Raw genomic sequence first — 15,829 nt, forward strand, 5'->3', positions numbered from 1 at the left:
GGCGGGCACAGTCCGCCGCCGGGCCACCGCCCGTACCCTCAGCGGGTGGTGAGCCGCTCGGCCAGCGCGCGCAGCGCCAGCTCGTAGGAGCCGAGCCCGAAGCCGGCGATGGTGCCGGAGGCCACCGCGGCGATCACCGAGGTGTGCCGGAACGTCTCCCGGGCGTACGGGTTGGAGATGTGCACCTCGATCAGCGGCGCGGTGCGCTGCGCCGCGGCGTCCCGCATCGCGTACGAGTAGTGGGTGAACGCGCCGGGGTTGATCACCACCGGCACCTGCCCGTCGGCCGCCTCGTGCAGCCACTCCACCATCTGCTGCTCGGAGTTGGTCTCGTGCACCTCGACCTCGAAGCCGAACTCCTTGCCCAGCGCGGTGCAGCGCTCGACCAGTCCGGCGTACGAGGTGGCGCCGTAGACGTCCGGCTCCCGGCTGCCCAGCCGGCCCAGGTTGGGGCCGTTGAGCACCATCACCCTGGTCACGCCGAGACCTCCGCGTACGCGGCGACCAGCAGCGACGGGTCGGGGCCCTCCAGCACCGAGGTCTTGCCCAGGCCGTCCAGCACGATGAAGCGGATCAGGTCGCCGCGCGACTTCTTGTCGATCTTCATCGCGTCCAACAGCTTCGGCCAGGCGTCCGCCCGGTAGCTCAGCGGCAGGCCGACCGAGGCCAGCACGGTGCGGTGCCGGTCGGCCGTCTCGTCGTCCAACCGCCCGGCCAGGCGGCCGAGTTCGGCGGCGAAGACCATGCCGATGGAGATCGCGGCGCCGTGCCGCCACTTGTACCGCTCGTTGCGCTCGATGGCGTGGCCGAGGGTGTGGCCGTAGTTGAGGATCTCGCGGCGGCCGGACTCCTTGAGGTCCCCGGAGACCACGTCGGCCTTGACCTGGATGGCCCGGCGGATCAGCTCGACGGTGTGCGGCCCGGCCGGCGTCCTCGCGCCCTCCGGGTCGGCCTCGATCAGGTCGAGGATGGCCGGGTCGGCGATGAAGCCGCACTTGATGACCTCGGCCAGGCCGGAGACGTAGTCGTGCTTGGGCACGGTCTCCAGGGTGCCGAGGTCGGCCAGCACGCCCACCGGCGGGTGGAAGGCGCCGACCATGTTCTTGCCCTCGGCGATGTTGATGCCGGTCTTGCCGCCGACGGCCGCGTCGACCATGCCGAGCAGCGTGGTGGGCATGGAGATCCAGCGCACCCCGCGCAGCCAGGTGGCGGCGACGAAGCCGGCCAGGTCCGTGGTGGCGCCGCCGCCGAGGCCGACGACGACGTCGCTGCGGGTGAAGCCGGTCTGCCCGAGCACCGACCAGCAGTACGCGGCGACCTCGACGCTCTTGGCTTCCTCGGCGTTGGGCACCTGGAGCGCGATGGCCTCGTAGCCCTCGCCGACCAGGTCGTCGCGGATCGCGTCGGCGGTGGCGGCCAGCGCCTCCGGGTGGATGATCGCGACCCGCTTGGCCCGGGCACCGATCAGCGGCGCCAGCTCACCGAGCAGCTGGTGCCCGATCAGCACGTCGTACGGGTCGTGGCCGGCGCTGCCGCCGACGTGGATCCTGACGGTGGTGTCAGTCATGGGGGGTCTTCAGCTCCAGTGCTTCCAGTACGGCGTCCGCGACCTGCTCCGGGCTGCGCCCGGCGGTGTCGACCACGGCGGTGGCCACCTCCAGGTAGAGGGGGCGGCGGGCCTCCATCAGCTCGCGCCAGCGGGCCCGCGGATTGACGGCCAGCAGCGGGCGCGGGGCGTCCAGGCCGACCCGCTTGACGGCGTCGGCGAGCGGCACCTCCAGGAGGACCACCGGCAGCTCGTGCAGCAGCGCGCGGGTGGCCTCGGCCAGCACCGCGCCGCCGCCGAGCGCCAGGACCCCGTCGTGCCCCTCGGCGGCCGCGCGCACGGCCGCCGCCTCCAGCGCGCGGAAGTGCGGCTCGCCCTCGTCGACGAAGATGTCCGGGATGGGCTTTCCGACGGTCGCCTCGATGTCGGCGTCGGTGTCCCGGAAGCCCACGCCCAGGCGCTCGGCCAGGACCCGCCCGACGGTGGACTTGCCACTGCCGGGCGGGCCGACCAGCACCACAACGGGACTGGTCATCGGATGATCAGGTTGTCGAGGTAGCTCTGCACGTTGCGGCGGGTCTCGGAGACGTTGTCGCCGCCGAACTTCTCGTTCACCGCGTCCGCCAGCACCAGCGCGACCATCGCCTCGGCGACGATGCCCGCGGCCGGCACCGCGCAGACGTCCGAGCGCTGGTGGTGCGCCTTGGCCGGCTCGCCGGTGCGCACGTCCAGGGTCTGGAGCGCCCGCGGCACGGTGGCGATCGGCTTCATCGCGGCGCGCACCCGCAGCACCTCACCGGTGGACAGGCCGCCCTCGGTGCCGCCGGAGCGGCCGGAGGTGCGCTTGACGCCCTCGGCGGTCGGGACGATCTCGTCGTGCGCCTTGGAGCCCGGCACCCGGGCCAGCTCGAAGCCGTCGCCGACCTCGACGCCCTTGATCGCCTGGATGCCCATCAGCGCGGCAGCCAGCCGCGCGTCCAGCCGGCGGTCCCAGTGCACGTGCGAGCCGAGGCCCACCGGCACGCCGTACGCCAGCACCTCGACCACGCCGCCCAGGGTGTCGCCGTCCTTGTGGGCCTGGTCGATCTCGGCGACCATCGCCTTCGAGGCGTCGGCGTCCAGGCAGCGCACCGGGTCGGCGTCCAGTCGCGCCTCGTCCGAGGGCAGCGGCACCACACCGGCCGGCGCCTTGGCGGCGGCCAGCTCGACCACGTGGCTGACGATCTCGATGCCGGCCACCTCGCGGAGGTACGCGCGGGCGACGGCGCCCAGCGCGACCCGGGCGGCCGTCTCCCGGGCGCTGGCGCGCTCCAGGATCGGCCGGGCCTCGTCGATCGAGTACTTCTGCATGCCGGCCAGGTCGGCGTGGCCGGGCCGGGGGCGGGTGAGCGCCTCGTTGCGGGCCAGGCCCGCCAACACCTCGGGGTCGACCGGGTCGGCCGACATGACCTGCTCCCACTTCGGCCACTCGGTGTTGCCGACCATGACCGCGACCGGGCTGCCCATCGTCAGACCGTGCCGGACGCCGCCGAGGAAGGTCACCTCGTCCTGCTCGAACTTCATCCGCGCCCCGCGGCCGTAACCGAGCCGGCGGCGCGCCAGCGCGTCGGCCACCACAGCGGTGGTGACCGGTACACCGGCGGGCAGGCCTTCCAGCGTCGCGACGAGTGCGGGGCCGTGCGACTCCCCCGCCGTCAGCCAGCGCAACGTACCCAACGGAGCTCCTTCATCAGCGGACCGGACCTCGGCACCGCCGGGGCCCGCCCCGGGCGTGCCTTGTGCCTGAATCCTTTCATGCCCCAGCAGCACCTGGGGGCACAGTCCGCGTGCCGGACGGCAACCGGCCACCATCCGGCCGGGAACCGCCCGGGGAACCGGCCGCAGGACGGGCCCGGCACCCGGCCGGAGGACCGGGCCCGCGACCGGTGCCCCCGCCACTCGGCGCGGGGGCTCAGTGCCCGGCGAGCGCCTTCTCCCCCGCCTCGCGCATCGCCGCCAGCGGCCCGGGCGTCCGCCCGGTGAAGGCCTCGCTCTGCAGCACCGCCTGGTGCACCAGGAGGTCCAACCCGCCCAGGACGGTCGCCCCGCGCCTGGCGCAGGCGGCGGCCAGCGCCGTCGGCCACGGGTGGTACAGCACGTCGAACAGCGCGCCCGGCTCGGCGGGCAGCGCGTCGGCGAAGACGTCCGTCGCGCCCACCGGCGTGGTGGAGACGGTCAGCGGCCGGGCCAGCGCCTCGGCGCCGCGCTCCCAGTCGGCGGTGCGGACGGCCACGCCCAGCCGCTCGCCCAGCTCGGCCATCTCCCGGGCCCGCTCGGCACTGCGCACGTAGACCGTCACCTCGCCGGTGCAGATCTGGGCGAGCGCGGCCAGCGCCGAGGAGGCGGTGGCCCCGGCGCCCAGGACGGCCGCCTCGGGCACCTCGGTGATCCCGCGCTCGCGCAGCGCGTTGACCAGCCCCGGAACGTCGGTGTTGTGCCCGGTGCGCCGACCGTCGGCGGTGAACACCACGGTGTTCACCGCGTCCACCGAGCGGGCCGTCGCACTGACCTCGTCGAGCAGCGGGACGACCGCCCGCTTCAGCGGCATGGTGAGCGACAGACCGGCCCACTCGGCCTCGTCCAGCGCGGCGACGAACCCGGGCAGCCCGGCCTCGTCGACCTCGAAGCGGTCGTAGCGCCAGCCGTCCAGTCCGAGCGCCGCGAAGGCGGCCCGGTGCAGGTCCGGCGAGAGCGAGTGGGCGATCGGCGAACCGAGAACGGCCGCCCGGTGCTTGCTGGTCAACGCTGCCTCTCCGCGAACTGGCGGACTGTCGTCCGGCCGTGGCTACTTCTTGGTGGTGCAGTGACCGCGCGCCTCGTCGAAGCCCTGCCCGGCCGACTGGCAGTACTCCTTGACGTTGGCGTAGTGCTCCTTGCTCGTCTCGGCGAACCGGGTCTGGGTCGGGGACATCGCGATGAAGTACAGCCACTTTCCGTCCGCCGGGTGCAGCGTCGCGTTGAGCGCGTCGTCGCCGGGGTTGGAGATCGGACCGGGCGGCAGGCCCGGATTGATGTAGGTGTTGTACTTGTTGGACGCGTCGTCCATGTCCTTCTTGTCGAGGTCCTTGCGGTTCAGCGAGTACTGGAGCGTGGTGTCCATGCCCAGCCGGTGGTTGATCTCGCCGCCGGCCGCCAGCCGGTTCTGGATGGTCTTGGCCATCTTGGCGAAGTCTTCCGGGTTGTTGCCCTCGCGCTGGAGGATGCTCGCCTCGATGAGCACCTCGTAGCCGGTCTTCAGCCCCACCGAGGCGGCCTGGGCGTCCAGGCCGGCGTACTTCTCGGTGGCGTTCTTCACCATCTGCTTGAGCAGGTCCTCGGGCTTCATGCCCTCGGCGATGTTGTAGCGGGTCGGCCAGAGGAAGCCCTCGATGTTGCCGTTGGCGTACGGCGGCAGGCCGAGGTCGTTGACCTGGGCCTTGGCGACGCCCGCCGTGGTGCCCGCCTGCAGCTTCAGCTTGGTGTCGATGAGGGTGTAGATCTCGGTGGAGTTCTTGCCCTCGGGGACGACGATCGCCGCGCCGCCCGCCTGGGCGAGCAGCTCCTTGAGCGCGGCCGCGGCCGGCATCTCCTTCTTCAGCCCGTAGTAGCCGTACTGGATGGTGCCGCACTTGGGCTCGGCCTTGCAGGCCGCGGAGAACGCGTCGACGCTCTTGACGACACCGGCGTTCTTCAGCGCCAGACCGATCTGCCCACCGACCGCGCCCTTCTTGACCTCGACCTGGACGGAGCCGGTGCCCTCGCCGGTGAAGTCCTCCGGCGGGCCGAAGTGGCTCTGGTAGAAGCCGTAGCCCCACCAGCCGGCCCCGCCCACGGCGCCGAGCAGCACCAGCGCGACCAGCAGACAGGCGCCGCCGTTGCGGCGGCCCGACTTCTTGCCCTTCTCCTTGCGCTTCTTCTGGGCCTCGCGGGACTCGTCCTGCTCCCCGAGGAAGCCGGCGTCCCCGGCCTCGGCGTGCTCGTCGAGGTAGCCGTCGTCCTCGTGGCGGACGTCCTGGTGGCCGTCCCACTCGTCCGTCCCGGCCTCGCGCGGGGCACCGACCGGGTCGGCGCCGGCCTCCAGCGCGGCGGCCTCGGCCTCCCAGTCGATCCCGTCCGGGCCCGGGCCGGAGGCCGGCGCGGGCGCCGGGGCCGTCGGCTGCTGCCGCCGTCGCCGCGGCGTCTGCTGCTGCTGCTGGGGAGCCTGCTGGGACTGGTCCTGCTGGGGCTGGGCGTGCTGCTGGGGCAGGGGCACCTGCTGCTGGGGGGCCTGCTGCTGGGGGGCCTGCTGGCCGCCGGGGAAGCCCTGCTGGTAGCCCTGCTGCTGCATCGGCGCCTGCTGCTGGGGCATCTGCTGCTGCGGATAGCCCTGCTGCACCTGCTGCTGCACCTGCTGCTGCGCGTACCCCTGCTGGGGGTAGCCCTGCTGCGGCACCTGCTGCTGCGGCACCTGCTGGGGGTAGCCCTGCTGACCGCCCGGGTAACCCTGCTGCGGCATCTGCGCCTGCTGCTGCGGATAGCCCTGCTGCGCCATCATCTGCTGCTGCATCTGCGGCGTCATCTGCTGCTGGGCGTACCCCTGCTGCACGTCCCCGTACGGCTGCTGCTGGGCCGCCTGGCCCTGCTGCGGGTACTGCTGCTGCCACTGGCCGTCCTGCTGGCCGGGGACCGGCTGCCGGCCGTCGTACCCGGGATCACCGGGGTGCCACGGCTCGCCCTGGGGGCCGTAGCCCCCACCCAGATCGGTCATCGATCCCCTTAACCGACGGTGACGACCGGAGGATCAAACCGGCCGTCCGGGACGACGCCGTCCCGGCTGATTCTCGAACCGGCGTGCTAGCGCAGCGCCTGGAGGGAGACGTTACCGTACCGCAGCCTTACCCCCGCCCGGGCGGACGCACGGTCAGTGAGCGATCTCACCGAGGGCACACAACACCGTTACGGTGCCCCCGACACCGTCACGGCGTCCCCGCACCGGACCCGGACGGCGCCCCGGCCCCGCCCGCGCCCCCCGGGCCGGAGGACGCCGGGGAGGACGGGTCCGCGGCCGGGGCACTGGGCCTGGCCGCCGCCCGGTTGGCGTTGAACTCGACCACGTTGCGTTGCTGAACGTCGAAGCTGTCGGTGAAGCGGGTGTCCCCCGGTTTCACGGTGACGAAGTACAGCCAGTCCCCCGGCGTCGGGTCCAGCGCGGCCAGGATCGCCTGCCGCCCGGGGTTGGAGATCGGGCTCGGCGGCAGCCCGGGGTGCAGGTAGGTGTTGTACGGGGAGTCCAGCCTGGTGTCGGTCACCGAGGTGTTCAGGGTCGAGCGGCCGAGCGCGTAGTTGATGGTGGAGTCCAGCTGCAGGGGCATGCCCTTGGCCAGCCGGTTGTAGATCACCCGGGCCACCTTGCCCATGTCCTCGGTGTTGTCGGCCTCGCCCTGGACCATGCTGGCCACGGTGATCAGCCCGTACACGCTCTGCCCGAGGTTCTGCGCGACCACGGTGGCGTCGTCCCGGCCGAACTCCCTGCCGGCCCGGTCCACCATCTGCTTCAGCAGGTCGAAGGCGGTGGTGCCCTCGGTGACGCTGTACGTCGCCGGGAAGAGGTAGCCCTCCGGGCTGCCGTTGGTGAAGTCGGGCAGGCCGAGTTCGGCGCCCTGGTCCTGGGCGGTCTTCTGGGCGGTGCCCGCGGGCAGGTTCAGCTTCCGGTCGATGGCCGCGTAGATCTGGTAGCCGCGCCAGCCCTCGGGGATGGTCAGGCCGTTGGCGTTGGCCGGGTCGATCAGGATCGCCAGCGCCGCCGCGGCCGACATCTTCTGCTTCAGTGTGTACGTCCCGGGCTGGATCCGCCCGGCCGCCGCCGCGCTGCCCTTCGCGGCCCGGGTGAAGGCGAGCGAGCTGGCCACCACCCCGTTGCGGACCAGCGCGGAGGCGATCTGGGAGAGGCCGGCGCCCTCCGGGACGGAGACCTGCACGCTGCCGGTGCCCTGCCCGGCGAAGTCGGCGGCGGCCGGGGGTTTGCGCTGCGCCTGGAGCCAGGTGTACCCGGTCAGCCCGATCCCGCCGAACACCGCGATCAGCGCGAGCGCGGTGAGCCCGCAGGCCAGCCCGTTGCGCCGTCGGTGCGGATCCGGCGCATCGAAGCGCGGGCGGGGCGCGCCCGGCGGACGGCCCTCCGGTTCCAGCACCGGCGCGCCCAGATGCCCCGGCGTGAGCCCTGGGTGGAAGTCCTGGTCGGTCATGGCTCGCGCCCCCTTGGCGGTCCCGGATCGATCCGGATCAATATGAATCGATGTGAATCGATCCATAACGGACACGGAAGCGAACGAAAAAGGGTCCGTGCGGACGCGTCCGCACGGACCCCTCAAACGGGACGTTAGATCAGACCGGTCAGCCGACCGCCTCGACGCTCTCACCGGGCGGGCGTCCGCTCACCCGTTCGGACTCAAGGGCGGTCTGGAGGATCACCACCGCGGCGGCCTGGTCCACCACCGAGCGGCCCTTCTTCGCCTTGACCCCCGAGGCGCGCAGCCCGTGGGTCGCGGTGACGGTCGACATCCGCTCGTCCACCAGCCGCACCGGCACCGGGTAGAGCCGGGCGGCCAGCCGGGCCGCGTACGCCCGGACCTTCTCCGCCGCCGGCCCCTCCTTGCCGCTGAGCGAGCGCGGCAGCCCGACGATCACCTCCATCGCGCCGTACTCGTCGACGATGGCGGCGATCCTGGCCTGCGACTTCACCCCGGCCGGGACGGTCTCCACGGGCGTGGCGAGCACCCCGTCGGGGTCGCAGGACGCGACCCCGATCCGGGCGTCCCCGACGTCGACGGCGATCCGCCGCCCACGCCGGAAGGGCCTCTCCTCCTGCTCCATCAGCTGGCGCGCTCCGCGACCAGGCCGCGCACCGCGGCGATGGCCTCGCCGACCGCGGCCGGGTTGGAGCCGCCGCCCTGGGCGACGTCGTCCTTGCCGCCACCTCCGCCGCCGAGGGTCTTGGCGGCGGTCCGGACCAGCTCGCCGGCCTTGATGCCGCGGCCGCGGGCGTCCTCGTTGGTCGCGATGACGGTCAGCGGGCGGTCATTGGCCACCGTGAAGGCGGCGACCACGGCCGGGCGCGAGCCGAGGCGGCCGCGCACGTCCAGGACCAGCTTGCGCAGCTCGTCCGCGCCCACGCCGTCGGCGACCTGCGCGGCGACCACGGCGATGCCGTGCACGTCCTCGGCCGAGTCGGCCAGACCCGCCGCGGCGGCCAGCACCTTCTCGGCGCGGAAGCGCTCGATCTCCTTCTCGGCGTCCTTGAGCTTGGCGAGCATGCCCGAGATCTTCTCCGGCAGCTCCTCCGGGCGGCCCTTGACCAGCTCGGTGAGCTGGGCGACCACGGTGTGCTCACGGGCCAGGAAGCGGTACGCGTCGGTGCCGACCAGCGCCTCGACGCGGCGCACGCCGGAGCCGATCGAGGACTCGCCGAGCAGCTTCACCAGGCCCAGCTGGGCGGTGTTGCCGACGTGGGTGCCACCGCACAGCTCCTTGGAGAAGTCGCCGATGGTCACGACCCGGACCTCGTCGCCGTACTTCTCGCCGAACATCGCGATGGCGCCGGCCTTGCGGGCCTGGTCCATCGTCATGACCTCGGCGGTGACCTCCAGCTCGCGGCCCAGCACGTCGTTGATCTTCTGCTCGACGTCGACCAGCACGCTGCCCGGAACGGCGGCGGGCGAGCCGAAGTCGAAGCGGAAGCGGCCGGGGGCGTTCTCGGAGCCGGCCTGGGCGGCCGTCGGGCCGAGCGCGTCGCGCAGCGCCTGGTGGGTCAGGTGGGTGGCCGAGTGCGCACGGGCGATCGCCCGGCGGCGCTCGATGTCGATCGTGGCGTACGCCGAGGCGCCCAGCACGACCTCGCCGAACAGCACCCCGCCGGAGTGCACGACGACGCCCGGGACGGGCTGCTGCACGTCGCGGATCTCCACCACCGCGCCGGACTCCAGCCTGATCCGGCCCTGGTCGGCGAGCTGGCCGCCGCCCTCGGCGTAGAACGGGGTGCGGTCGAGGATGATCTCGACCTCGTCGCCCTCGGAGGCGGCCGGCGACGGGACGCCGTCCACCAGCAGGCCGACCACGGTGGCCTCGCCCTCGGTGAGGGCGTAGCCGGTGAAGACGCTGGCGCCGGACTTGTCGGCGACCTCGCGGTACGCGGCGACGTCGGCGTGGCCCATCTTCTTGGCCTTGGCGTCCGCCTTGGCCCGGTCCCGCTGCTCCTGCATCAGGCGGCGGAAGCCGGACTCGTCCACCTGGAGGCCCTGCTCCTCGGCCATCTCCAGGGTGAGGTCGATCGGGAAGCCGTAGGTGTCGTGCAGCTTGAACGCCTGCTCGCCGGAGAGCACCGCGCCGCCGGCCTGCTTGGTCTCGGTGACCGCGACGTCCAGCAGGTTGGTGCCGGCCTTCAGGGTCTGGAGGAAGGCGCCCTCCTCGCCGACGACGACCGTCTCGATGCGCTTGCGGTCGCTCTCCAGCTCGGGGTACTGCGGAGCCATCGCCTTGATCGCGACGTCGATGAGCTCCTTGGCCACCGGCTCGGTGGCGCCCAGCAGGCGCATGTTGCGGATGGCGCGGCGCAGGATGCGGCGCAGCACGTAGCCGCGGCCCTCGTTGCCGGGGGTGACGCCGTCGCCGACCAGCATCAGCGCGGTGCGGATGTGGTCGGTGACCACGCGCAGCGAGACGTCCGACTTGTGGTCGGCGCCGTAGGTGTGGCCGGTGAGCTCGGCGGCGCGGTCGAGGATCATCCGGCTGGTGTCGATCTCGAAGAGGTTGTCGACGTCCTGCAGGATGGCGGCGAGGCGCTCCAGGCCGAGGCCGGTGTCGATGTTCTTGCTCGGCAGGTCGCCGAGGATCTCGAAGCCGTCCTTGCCGTCGCCGTGGCCGCGCTCGTACTGCATGAAGACCAGGTTCCAGATCTCCAGGTAGCGCTCGCCGTTGACGGCCGGGCCGCCCTCCTCGCCGTACGCGGGGCCGCGGTCGTAGTTGATCTCCGAGCACGGGCCGCACGGGCCGGGGACGCCCATCGACCAGAAGTTGTCCTTCATGCCCAGGCGCTGGATGCGCTCCGAGGGCACGCCGATGACGTCACGCCAGATCTGCTCGGCCTCGTCGTCGTCCTTGTAGACGGTGATCCAGAGCTTCTCCTTCTCCAGGCCGTAGCCACCGTCCGCGACGGGGGTGGTGAGCAGGTCCCACGCGAACTTGATGGCTCCTTCCTTGAAGTAGTCGCCGAAGGAGAAGTTGCCGCACATCTGGAAGAAGGAGCCGTGCCGGGTGGTCTTCCCGACCTCCTCGATGTCCAGGGTGCGCACGCACTTCTGGACGCTGGTGGCGCGCGAGAACTGCGGCTTGACCTCGCCCAGGAAGTAGGGCTTGAACGGCACCATGCCGGCGTTGACGAGCAGCAGGGTGGGGTCGTCGGCGACCAGGGACGCCGACGGAACGACGGTGTGGCCGCGCTCCTCGAAGAAGCGCAGCCAGCGGCGGCGGATCTCAGCCGACTCCATTAGTGGTCCTTCCGGTTCGGGGTACCGCCCCGCGGCGGCAGGGCGCGGCGGGGCGTTTCTTCAGTGGTCCGGGGGGTGGTACGGGAGCTGCGGGACGGAGGCAGGGCGGCGGCCGGGCTACCGGGCGCCGCCGAGATAGCTCGGTACTGCGGCTCGCCGGAGGGGGGCAGCGCGGAACGCTTCCCCAGGAGGGACCGGCGGTCGCCGCGGGGCTCCACCACGGCGGTGCCGTGCAGCCCGAGGTCGTCCTTCAACTGCTCCTCGCGCTCGGCCATGCCGGCCTGCACGTCCCGGGCGAACTGCTTGGCCAGGTCGCCCAGGTGCAGCGCGCCGCGGGCGGCGGTGCCGGAGAGGCTGTCCGGGGTGAGCCGGTGCACGGCCTCGTTGGCCTTGTTCATGGCCCAGACGGTGGCGCCGGCGCCGACCGCCATCCAGAAGATGCGTCGCACCATGCCGTCAGCCCCTCACCGCGCGCCGGACCCGGGAGAACAGGCCGCTCCTGGGCGCGGTCGCGGCGCGCACCTCGGCCCGGATCAGCCGGGCCAGCTCCTCGCGCTCGCCGGCCTGCGCCGGCACCGGCGGCAGGCCGCCCTGCTGCCGGGCGACGGCCTTGCGCACGCCGTAGCTGAACGCCGCGACCTTCACCAGCGGTCCGCCCAGGGTGGCGGCCACGGTGGAGGAGAGCGCGTTGGCGTTGGCGGCGGCGTCCTGCACGTTGGCGGTGATCTCGTCGACCCGCTCCAGCTGCTCGTTGGCGCTGCGCACCGCGGCGCCCGCGTCGGTCAGCAGCGGAACGGCCTGTTCGGTGACCGCGGAGACCAGGACGGCGGCCTCCTTGAGCACCCGCGAGAGGCGGACCAGCACCACGGCGAGCAGGGTGACCAGGACCGCCCAGAACACGGCGACGAGCAATCCGGCCAGCTCTCCCACGGACACCTTTGCGCGCTCCCTCGCCTTGCAGTTCTCCTGGGCCTGTCAGACAGGCCCCAGCAGGAAACCCTATCGCGCCCGGGCCCGGTTTCCGGACCGGGTTGTTCGCCCGGCGATCCGGTCGGGTGTGCGATCCGCACGCGTAACCTACCGATCGGTCACCTCGTTCTGCCTGGCAGGCCGTCGCCCGTACGGCCCGACGCACGTCCGGACCCCGACCGGTCCGGCTTGGAGCACGGGGAGCAGCCTTTGGCCGGGGACTGGACAGCACCGCCCGGGGAGCCCGCGGCGGGGCCGCACGGGCCGGAGCCCGGCCGGCTGCCGGCCGAGGTGACCGGCTTCGTCGGGCGGCGGGGCGAACTGGCCGAGCTGGCCGGGCTGCTGGACTCGGCCCGGCTGGTGACCGTCACCGGGCCGGGCGGCGTGGGCAAGAGCCGACTGGCCCTGCGCGCGGCGGCCCGGGCGGCCGACGCCTTCCCGGACGGCACCTGGCTGGTGGACGTGGCCCCGGTGCAGGACCCGCTGCTGCTCGGCCACGCCGTCCTGGAGTCGCTGCGGCTCGCCGACGGCTCCGCCCGTCCGCCGCTGGACGTCCTGATCGAGCGGCTGGAGGGCCGGCGCCTGCTGCTGGTACTGGACGGCTGCGAGCACCTGGTGGAGGCCTGCGCCGAGTTGGCCGACGCGCTGCTGCGGGCGCTGCCCGGCCTGCGGCTGCTGACCACCAGCCGCACCACCCTGCGGGCCTCGGGCGAGCACCTGCTGGCCCTCACGCCGCTGCCGGTCGGCCCGGCGCCCTCCGGCCCGGTGCGGCCGGACGCGCTGCCGGACGCGGTACGGCTGTTCGTCGAGCGGGCCTGGGCGGTGCTGCCGTCCTTCGAGGTGACGGAGGCCAACGCGGAGGCGGTCGCGCTGCTCTGCCGCCGGCTGGACGGCATCCCGCTGGCCCTGGAGCTGGCCGCCGGCCGGCTGCGCGCGCTGTCGGTGGAGCAGGTCACCGCCCGGCTGGACGACCGTTTCCGGGTGCTCACCGGCGGCTCGCGGACGGCCCTGCCGCGGCACCGGACGCTGCGCACGACGGTCGGCTGGAGCCATGAACTGTGCACCGTGCAGGAACGTTTACTCTGGGCCCGCCTGTCGGTCTTCGCCGGCGGATTCGACCTGGAGGCCGCCGAGTACGTCTGCGCCGGCGAGGGCATCGAGGCCGAGGACGTCCTCGACCTGCTCGACGAGCTGGTCGCCCAGTCCGTGGTGCTGCGCGAGGACAGCGCCTTCGGCGTGCGCTTCCGGCTGCTGGACACCCTGCGCGAGTACGGCGGCCAGTGGCTGCGCGCCGCCGGCGAGGAGCAGCGGCTGCTGCGCCGCCACCGGGACTGGTACCTGGGCGTCGCCACCTGGGGCGAGGTCGAGTGGTTCGGCCCCCGGCAGGCGGAGACCGCCGAGCGCACCGGGCTCGCCCACGGCAACCTGCGCGCGGCGCTGGAGTTCTGCCTCGCCGAGCCGGGCGAGGAGCAGATCGCCCTGCTGCTGGCCGGCACGCTCTGGTTCTACTGGATCGGCTGCGGCCACCTCGGCGAGGGCCGGCACTGGCTGGACCGCGCGCTCGCGCTGGACCGCGAGCCCACCGAGGCCCGGGCCAAGGCCCTCTGGGTGACCGGCTACATGGCCACCCTCCAGGGCGACCTCGGCTTCGCCCGCCCGGCACTGGAGGAGTGCCGCCGCCAGGCGCTGGACACCGGCGACGACCGGGCGCTGGCCTACGCCGTCCACCGCCAGGGCTGCGTCGCCCTGGTCGGCGACGACCCCGACCGGGCCGCCGAACTGTTCGAGGAGGCGCTCTGGCACTACCGGACCATCGGCGAGCTCAACAGCAACGTGGTGATGGCCATGCTGGAGCTGGGCCTGGCCCACCTCTTCCAGGGCGATCCGGACAGCGGCGAGCTCTGGTTCGGCCAGGCCCGCGAGCTGTGCGAGGAGCACGGCGAGCAGTGGGCCTACGGGTACGTGCTCTACGCGATGGCGTACTCGCACTGGCTGGACGGCGCCGTGCAGCCCGCCCGGGCGCTGGCCCGGGAGTGCGTGCGGCTGAACCACCTCTTCCGCGACCTGCTCGGCATCGTGCTGGGCATCGACCTGCTGGCACTGCTGGAGACCGAGCCGAGCGGACCGGGCGAGCCGGGCGACCTGCGCGAGGCCCGGGTGCTGCAGGGGGCCGCGCACCGGATCTGGCGCACGGTCGGCAACCCGTTCCTGGGCTCGCGGAACTTCTTCGGCCCCCACCAGGAGTGCGCCGAGCGGGCCCGGGCCGGGCTGACCGCCCAGGAGTACGAGGAGTGCTACGAGGCCGGGACCCTGCTGGACCTGGACGCGGCGGTCGCCCGGGCGCTCGGCGGCGGGGCCGGGCGCAGGGCGCAGGGCCCGGAAACGGCGCGGGACCCCCGCTCGGCGCCGCCCGCGCCGGCGCCCTCGACGGCGCGGAATAGTTGAAACTTGCCGATTGCTTGAGGAGGCAAGGAACTGCCCGGAAGGAGCATCATGGCCGTCCACAACGCCGCCAACGAGTACCGCATGGCGAAGTTCTACTTCGATTCCAAGGCGTACACCGACGCGGCGCGCACGCTCGAAGGTGTCCTCGCCGAGGAGCCGACCAACCTCTCCGTCCGGATGCTGCTGGCCCGCAGCTACTTCCACTCGGCCCAGCTCCGCCGCGCCGAGGCCGAGCTGCTGCGGATCCTGGAGGCCGACCCGGCCGAGGACTACGCCCGGCTGATGCTCGGCCGCACCCTGGAGCGCCAGGGCCGGCCCGAGGAGGCCCGCCCGCACCTGCGGCTGGCCGCCGCGATGACCGGCGAGAGCATCTGACGGCAGCGGGAAGGACGGCACGGAAAAGGGGCGAGCCCCCGTCGCCTCGAAAGGCGGCGGGGGCTCGCTCGTGGTGTCGCGAAGAGCGGAACCGGGTCAGCGCGAGTAGTACTCGACGACCAGCTGCTCGTCACAGATCACCGGGACCTCCTTGCGCTGCGGCGCACGGTCCAGGCGGAAGGCCAGGGCCTTCAGGTTGACCTCGAGGTACTTCGGGGTCTGGCCCTCACCCGCGTAGCCACCCTCACGGGCGACCTGGAAGGGGACCTTCTCCTTGCTGCGCTCGCGGACGGTCACCACGAAGCCCGGCTTCATCTGGAACGACGGCTTGTTGACCTTGCCGCCGTTGACCTCGATGTGGCCGTGGACGACCATCTGGCGGGCCTGGTAGATGGTGCGGGCGATGCCCGAACGCAGCACCAGCGAGTCCAGACGGGTCTCCAGGTCGGCGACGAGCGCCTCACCGGTCTTGCCCTCGGCCTTCTTCGCGCGGTCGAACGCGCGCGCCATCTGCTTCTCGCTCAGGTCGTACTGGGCGCGCAGACGCTGCTTCTCGAGCAGACGGACCTTGTAGTCCGAGTTCTGCTTGCGGCCACGGCCGTGCTGGCCGGGCGGGTACGGGCGGGCCTCGAAGTACTTGACGGACTTCGGGGTCAGCGGCACGCCGAGCGCACGCGCGATCTTGACCTTGGGACGCTTCTGGTTCGCCATGAACCAAACCTTCCTTGCTTACGAATACGGCTTCACCAGGTGTTGACGGAGGTCGCATCTCGCGACCCGGAGACAACCCATCGCCGAGGCGATGCGGTCAGCCGCTCTCCGGAGCCGGGCACGAAAGTGCTGGTCACACGGACCGGCCCAGAATCTGGGCCGCCCGCGACACCGAAACGGTGCGCGACGCTCCTGGTGCGGGCCCCTCGGAGGGGGCCTACGGCCGGTGTCCCGCTGGTGCGGC

At 72.9% G+C, this 15,829-nt stretch carries 14 protein-coding genes; 2 read left to right on the forward strand and 12 right to left on the reverse strand.

All coding sequences use genetic code 11. The features are described from left to right. Positions 1 to 38: 38 nt before the first annotated feature. From aroQ to ACFWJ4_RS22685, 11 genes are all read right to left on the reverse strand, one after another. Positions 39 to 467: a type II 3-dehydroquinate dehydratase gene (gene aroQ, locus ACFWJ4_RS22635; RefSeq protein WP_049653999.1), complete on the reverse strand. Its 429-nt coding sequence runs from the start codon at positions 465 to 467 to the stop codon at positions 39 to 41. 8 nt (positions 468 to 475) lie between these two features. Then, positions 476 to 1,567, reverse strand: a complete 1,092-nt coding sequence (gene aroB, locus ACFWJ4_RS22640) for a 3-dehydroquinate synthase (RefSeq protein WP_359897446.1) — start codon at positions 1,565 to 1,567, stop codon at positions 476 to 478. Beyond that, complete coding sequence (locus ACFWJ4_RS22645; protein WP_380351178.1) at positions 1,560 to 2,081, reverse strand: shikimate kinase; 522 nt, start codon at positions 2,079 to 2,081, stop codon at positions 1,560 to 1,562. Before ACFWJ4_RS22645 ends, aroB begins: the two co-directional genes overlap by 8 nt. Next, complete coding sequence (gene aroC, locus ACFWJ4_RS22650) at positions 2,078 to 3,262, reverse strand: chorismate synthase (RefSeq protein WP_380351179.1); 1,185 nt, start codon at positions 3,260 to 3,262, stop codon at positions 2,078 to 2,080. Before aroC ends, ACFWJ4_RS22645 begins: the two co-directional genes overlap by 4 nt. A 235-nt stretch (positions 3,263 to 3,497) precedes the next feature. After that, entirely contained in the window at positions 3,498 to 4,328 is an 831-nt protein-coding gene (locus tag ACFWJ4_RS22655; RefSeq protein WP_380546456.1) for a shikimate dehydrogenase, read from the reverse strand. Between the two features lie 42 nt (positions 4,329 to 4,370). After that, the gene (gene mltG / locus ACFWJ4_RS22660) at positions 4,371 to 6,311 is read right to left on the reverse strand and encodes an endolytic transglycosylase MltG (protein WP_380546458.1); all 1,941 of its coding nucleotides are present in this window, start codon (positions 6,309 to 6,311) and stop codon (positions 4,371 to 4,373) included. Between the two features lie 208 nt (positions 6,312 to 6,519). Continuing rightward, the gene (gene mltG / locus ACFWJ4_RS22665) at positions 6,520 to 7,788 is read right to left on the reverse strand and encodes an endolytic transglycosylase MltG (protein ID WP_380546460.1); all 1,269 of its coding nucleotides are present in this window, start codon (positions 7,786 to 7,788) and stop codon (positions 6,520 to 6,522) included. 148 nt (positions 7,789 to 7,936) lie between these two features. Next, the gene (gene ruvX, locus ACFWJ4_RS22670; protein WP_359897454.1) at positions 7,937 to 8,416 is read right to left on the reverse strand and encodes a Holliday junction resolvase RuvX; all 480 of its coding nucleotides are present in this window, start codon (positions 8,414 to 8,416) and stop codon (positions 7,937 to 7,939) included. Next, a complete protein-coding gene (gene alaS, locus ACFWJ4_RS22675) occupies positions 8,416 to 11,085 on the reverse strand; it encodes an alanine--tRNA ligase (RefSeq protein ID WP_380351189.1) in 2,670 nt (889 codons plus the stop codon). Before alaS ends, ruvX begins: the two co-directional genes overlap by 1 nt. Then, entirely contained in the window at positions 11,085 to 11,537 is a 453-nt protein-coding gene (locus ACFWJ4_RS22680) for a DUF6167 family protein (RefSeq protein WP_380546462.1), read from the reverse strand. The genes alaS and ACFWJ4_RS22680 overlap by 1 nt, the downstream gene beginning before the upstream one ends. Positions 11,538 to 11,541: 4 nt before the next feature. Then, positions 11,542 to 12,021 (reverse strand): DUF948 domain-containing protein, encoded by a 480-nt coding sequence (locus ACFWJ4_RS22685; RefSeq protein ID WP_359897457.1) that lies wholly within the window; start codon positions 12,019 to 12,021, stop codon positions 11,542 to 11,544. Between the two features lie 243 nt (positions 12,022 to 12,264). Here ACFWJ4_RS22685 and ACFWJ4_RS22690 point away from each other — a divergent pair, with 243 nt between their 5' ends. Both ACFWJ4_RS22690 and ACFWJ4_RS22695 read left to right on the forward strand, forming a co-directional pair. After that, on the forward strand, positions 12,265 to 14,499 hold the full coding sequence (locus tag ACFWJ4_RS22690; protein WP_380546463.1) for an ATP-binding protein: 2,235 nt from the start codon (positions 12,265 to 12,267) through the stop codon (positions 14,497 to 14,499). A gap of 48 nt (positions 14,500 to 14,547) precedes the next feature. After that, complete coding sequence (locus ACFWJ4_RS22695) at positions 14,548 to 14,874, forward strand: tetratricopeptide repeat protein (RefSeq protein ID WP_359897459.1); 327 nt, start codon at positions 14,548 to 14,550, stop codon at positions 14,872 to 14,874. A 96-nt stretch (positions 14,875 to 14,970) separates the two neighbouring features. Here the strand turns inward: ACFWJ4_RS22695 and rpsD are convergent, their stop codons facing one another. Next, on the reverse strand, positions 14,971 to 15,585 hold the full coding sequence (gene rpsD / locus ACFWJ4_RS22700) for a 30S ribosomal protein S4 (protein ID WP_030240707.1): 615 nt from the start codon (positions 15,583 to 15,585) through the stop codon (positions 14,971 to 14,973). Positions 15,586 to 15,829 lie beyond the last annotated feature (244 nt).

The organism is Kitasatospora sp. NPDC127067, assembly GCF_042724755.1.
Taxonomy (GTDB): Bacteria; Actinomycetota; Actinomycetes; order Streptomycetales; family Streptomycetaceae; genus Kitasatospora; species Kitasatospora lactacystinica.

What these genes read in the sequence shown, in the direction of transcription:
- ACFWJ4_RS22680 (WP_380546462.1), bottom strand. Translation starts at nt 11,537, where the DNA reads ATGGTGCGACGCATCTTCTGGATGGCGGTCGGCGCCGGCGCCACCGTC.
- mltG (WP_380546460.1), bottom strand. Translation starts at nt 7,788, where the DNA reads ATGACCGACCAGGACTTCCACCCAGGGCTCACGCCGGGGCATCTGGGC.
- mltG (WP_380546458.1), bottom strand. Translation starts at nt 6,311, where the DNA reads ATGACCGATCTGGGTGGGGGCTACGGCCCCCAGGGCGAGCCGTGGCAC.
- rpsD (WP_030240707.1), bottom strand. Translation starts at nt 15,585, where the DNA reads ATGGCGAACCAGAAGCGTCCCAAGGTCAAGATCGCGCGTGCGCTCGGC.
- alaS (WP_380351189.1), bottom strand. Translation starts at nt 11,085, where the DNA reads ATGGAGTCGGCTGAGATCCGCCGCCGCTGGCTGCGCTTCTTCGAGGAG.
- ACFWJ4_RS22645 (WP_380351178.1), bottom strand. Translation starts at nt 2,081, where the DNA reads ATGACCAGTCCCGTTGTGGTGCTGGTCGGCCCGCCCGGCAGTGGCAAG.
- aroQ (WP_049653999.1), bottom strand. Translation starts at nt 467, where the DNA reads ATGGTGCTCAACGGCCCCAACCTGGGCCGGCTGGGCAGCCGGGAGCCG.
- ruvX (WP_359897454.1), bottom strand. Translation starts at nt 8,416, where the DNA reads ATGGAGCAGGAGGAGAGGCCCTTCCGGCGTGGGCGGCGGATCGCCGTC.
- ACFWJ4_RS22695 (WP_359897459.1), top strand. Translation starts at nt 14,548, where the DNA reads ATGGCCGTCCACAACGCCGCCAACGAGTACCGCATGGCGAAGTTCTAC.
- aroB (WP_359897446.1), bottom strand. Translation starts at nt 1,567, where the DNA reads ATGACTGACACCACCGTCAGGATCCACGTCGGCGGCAGCGCCGGCCAC.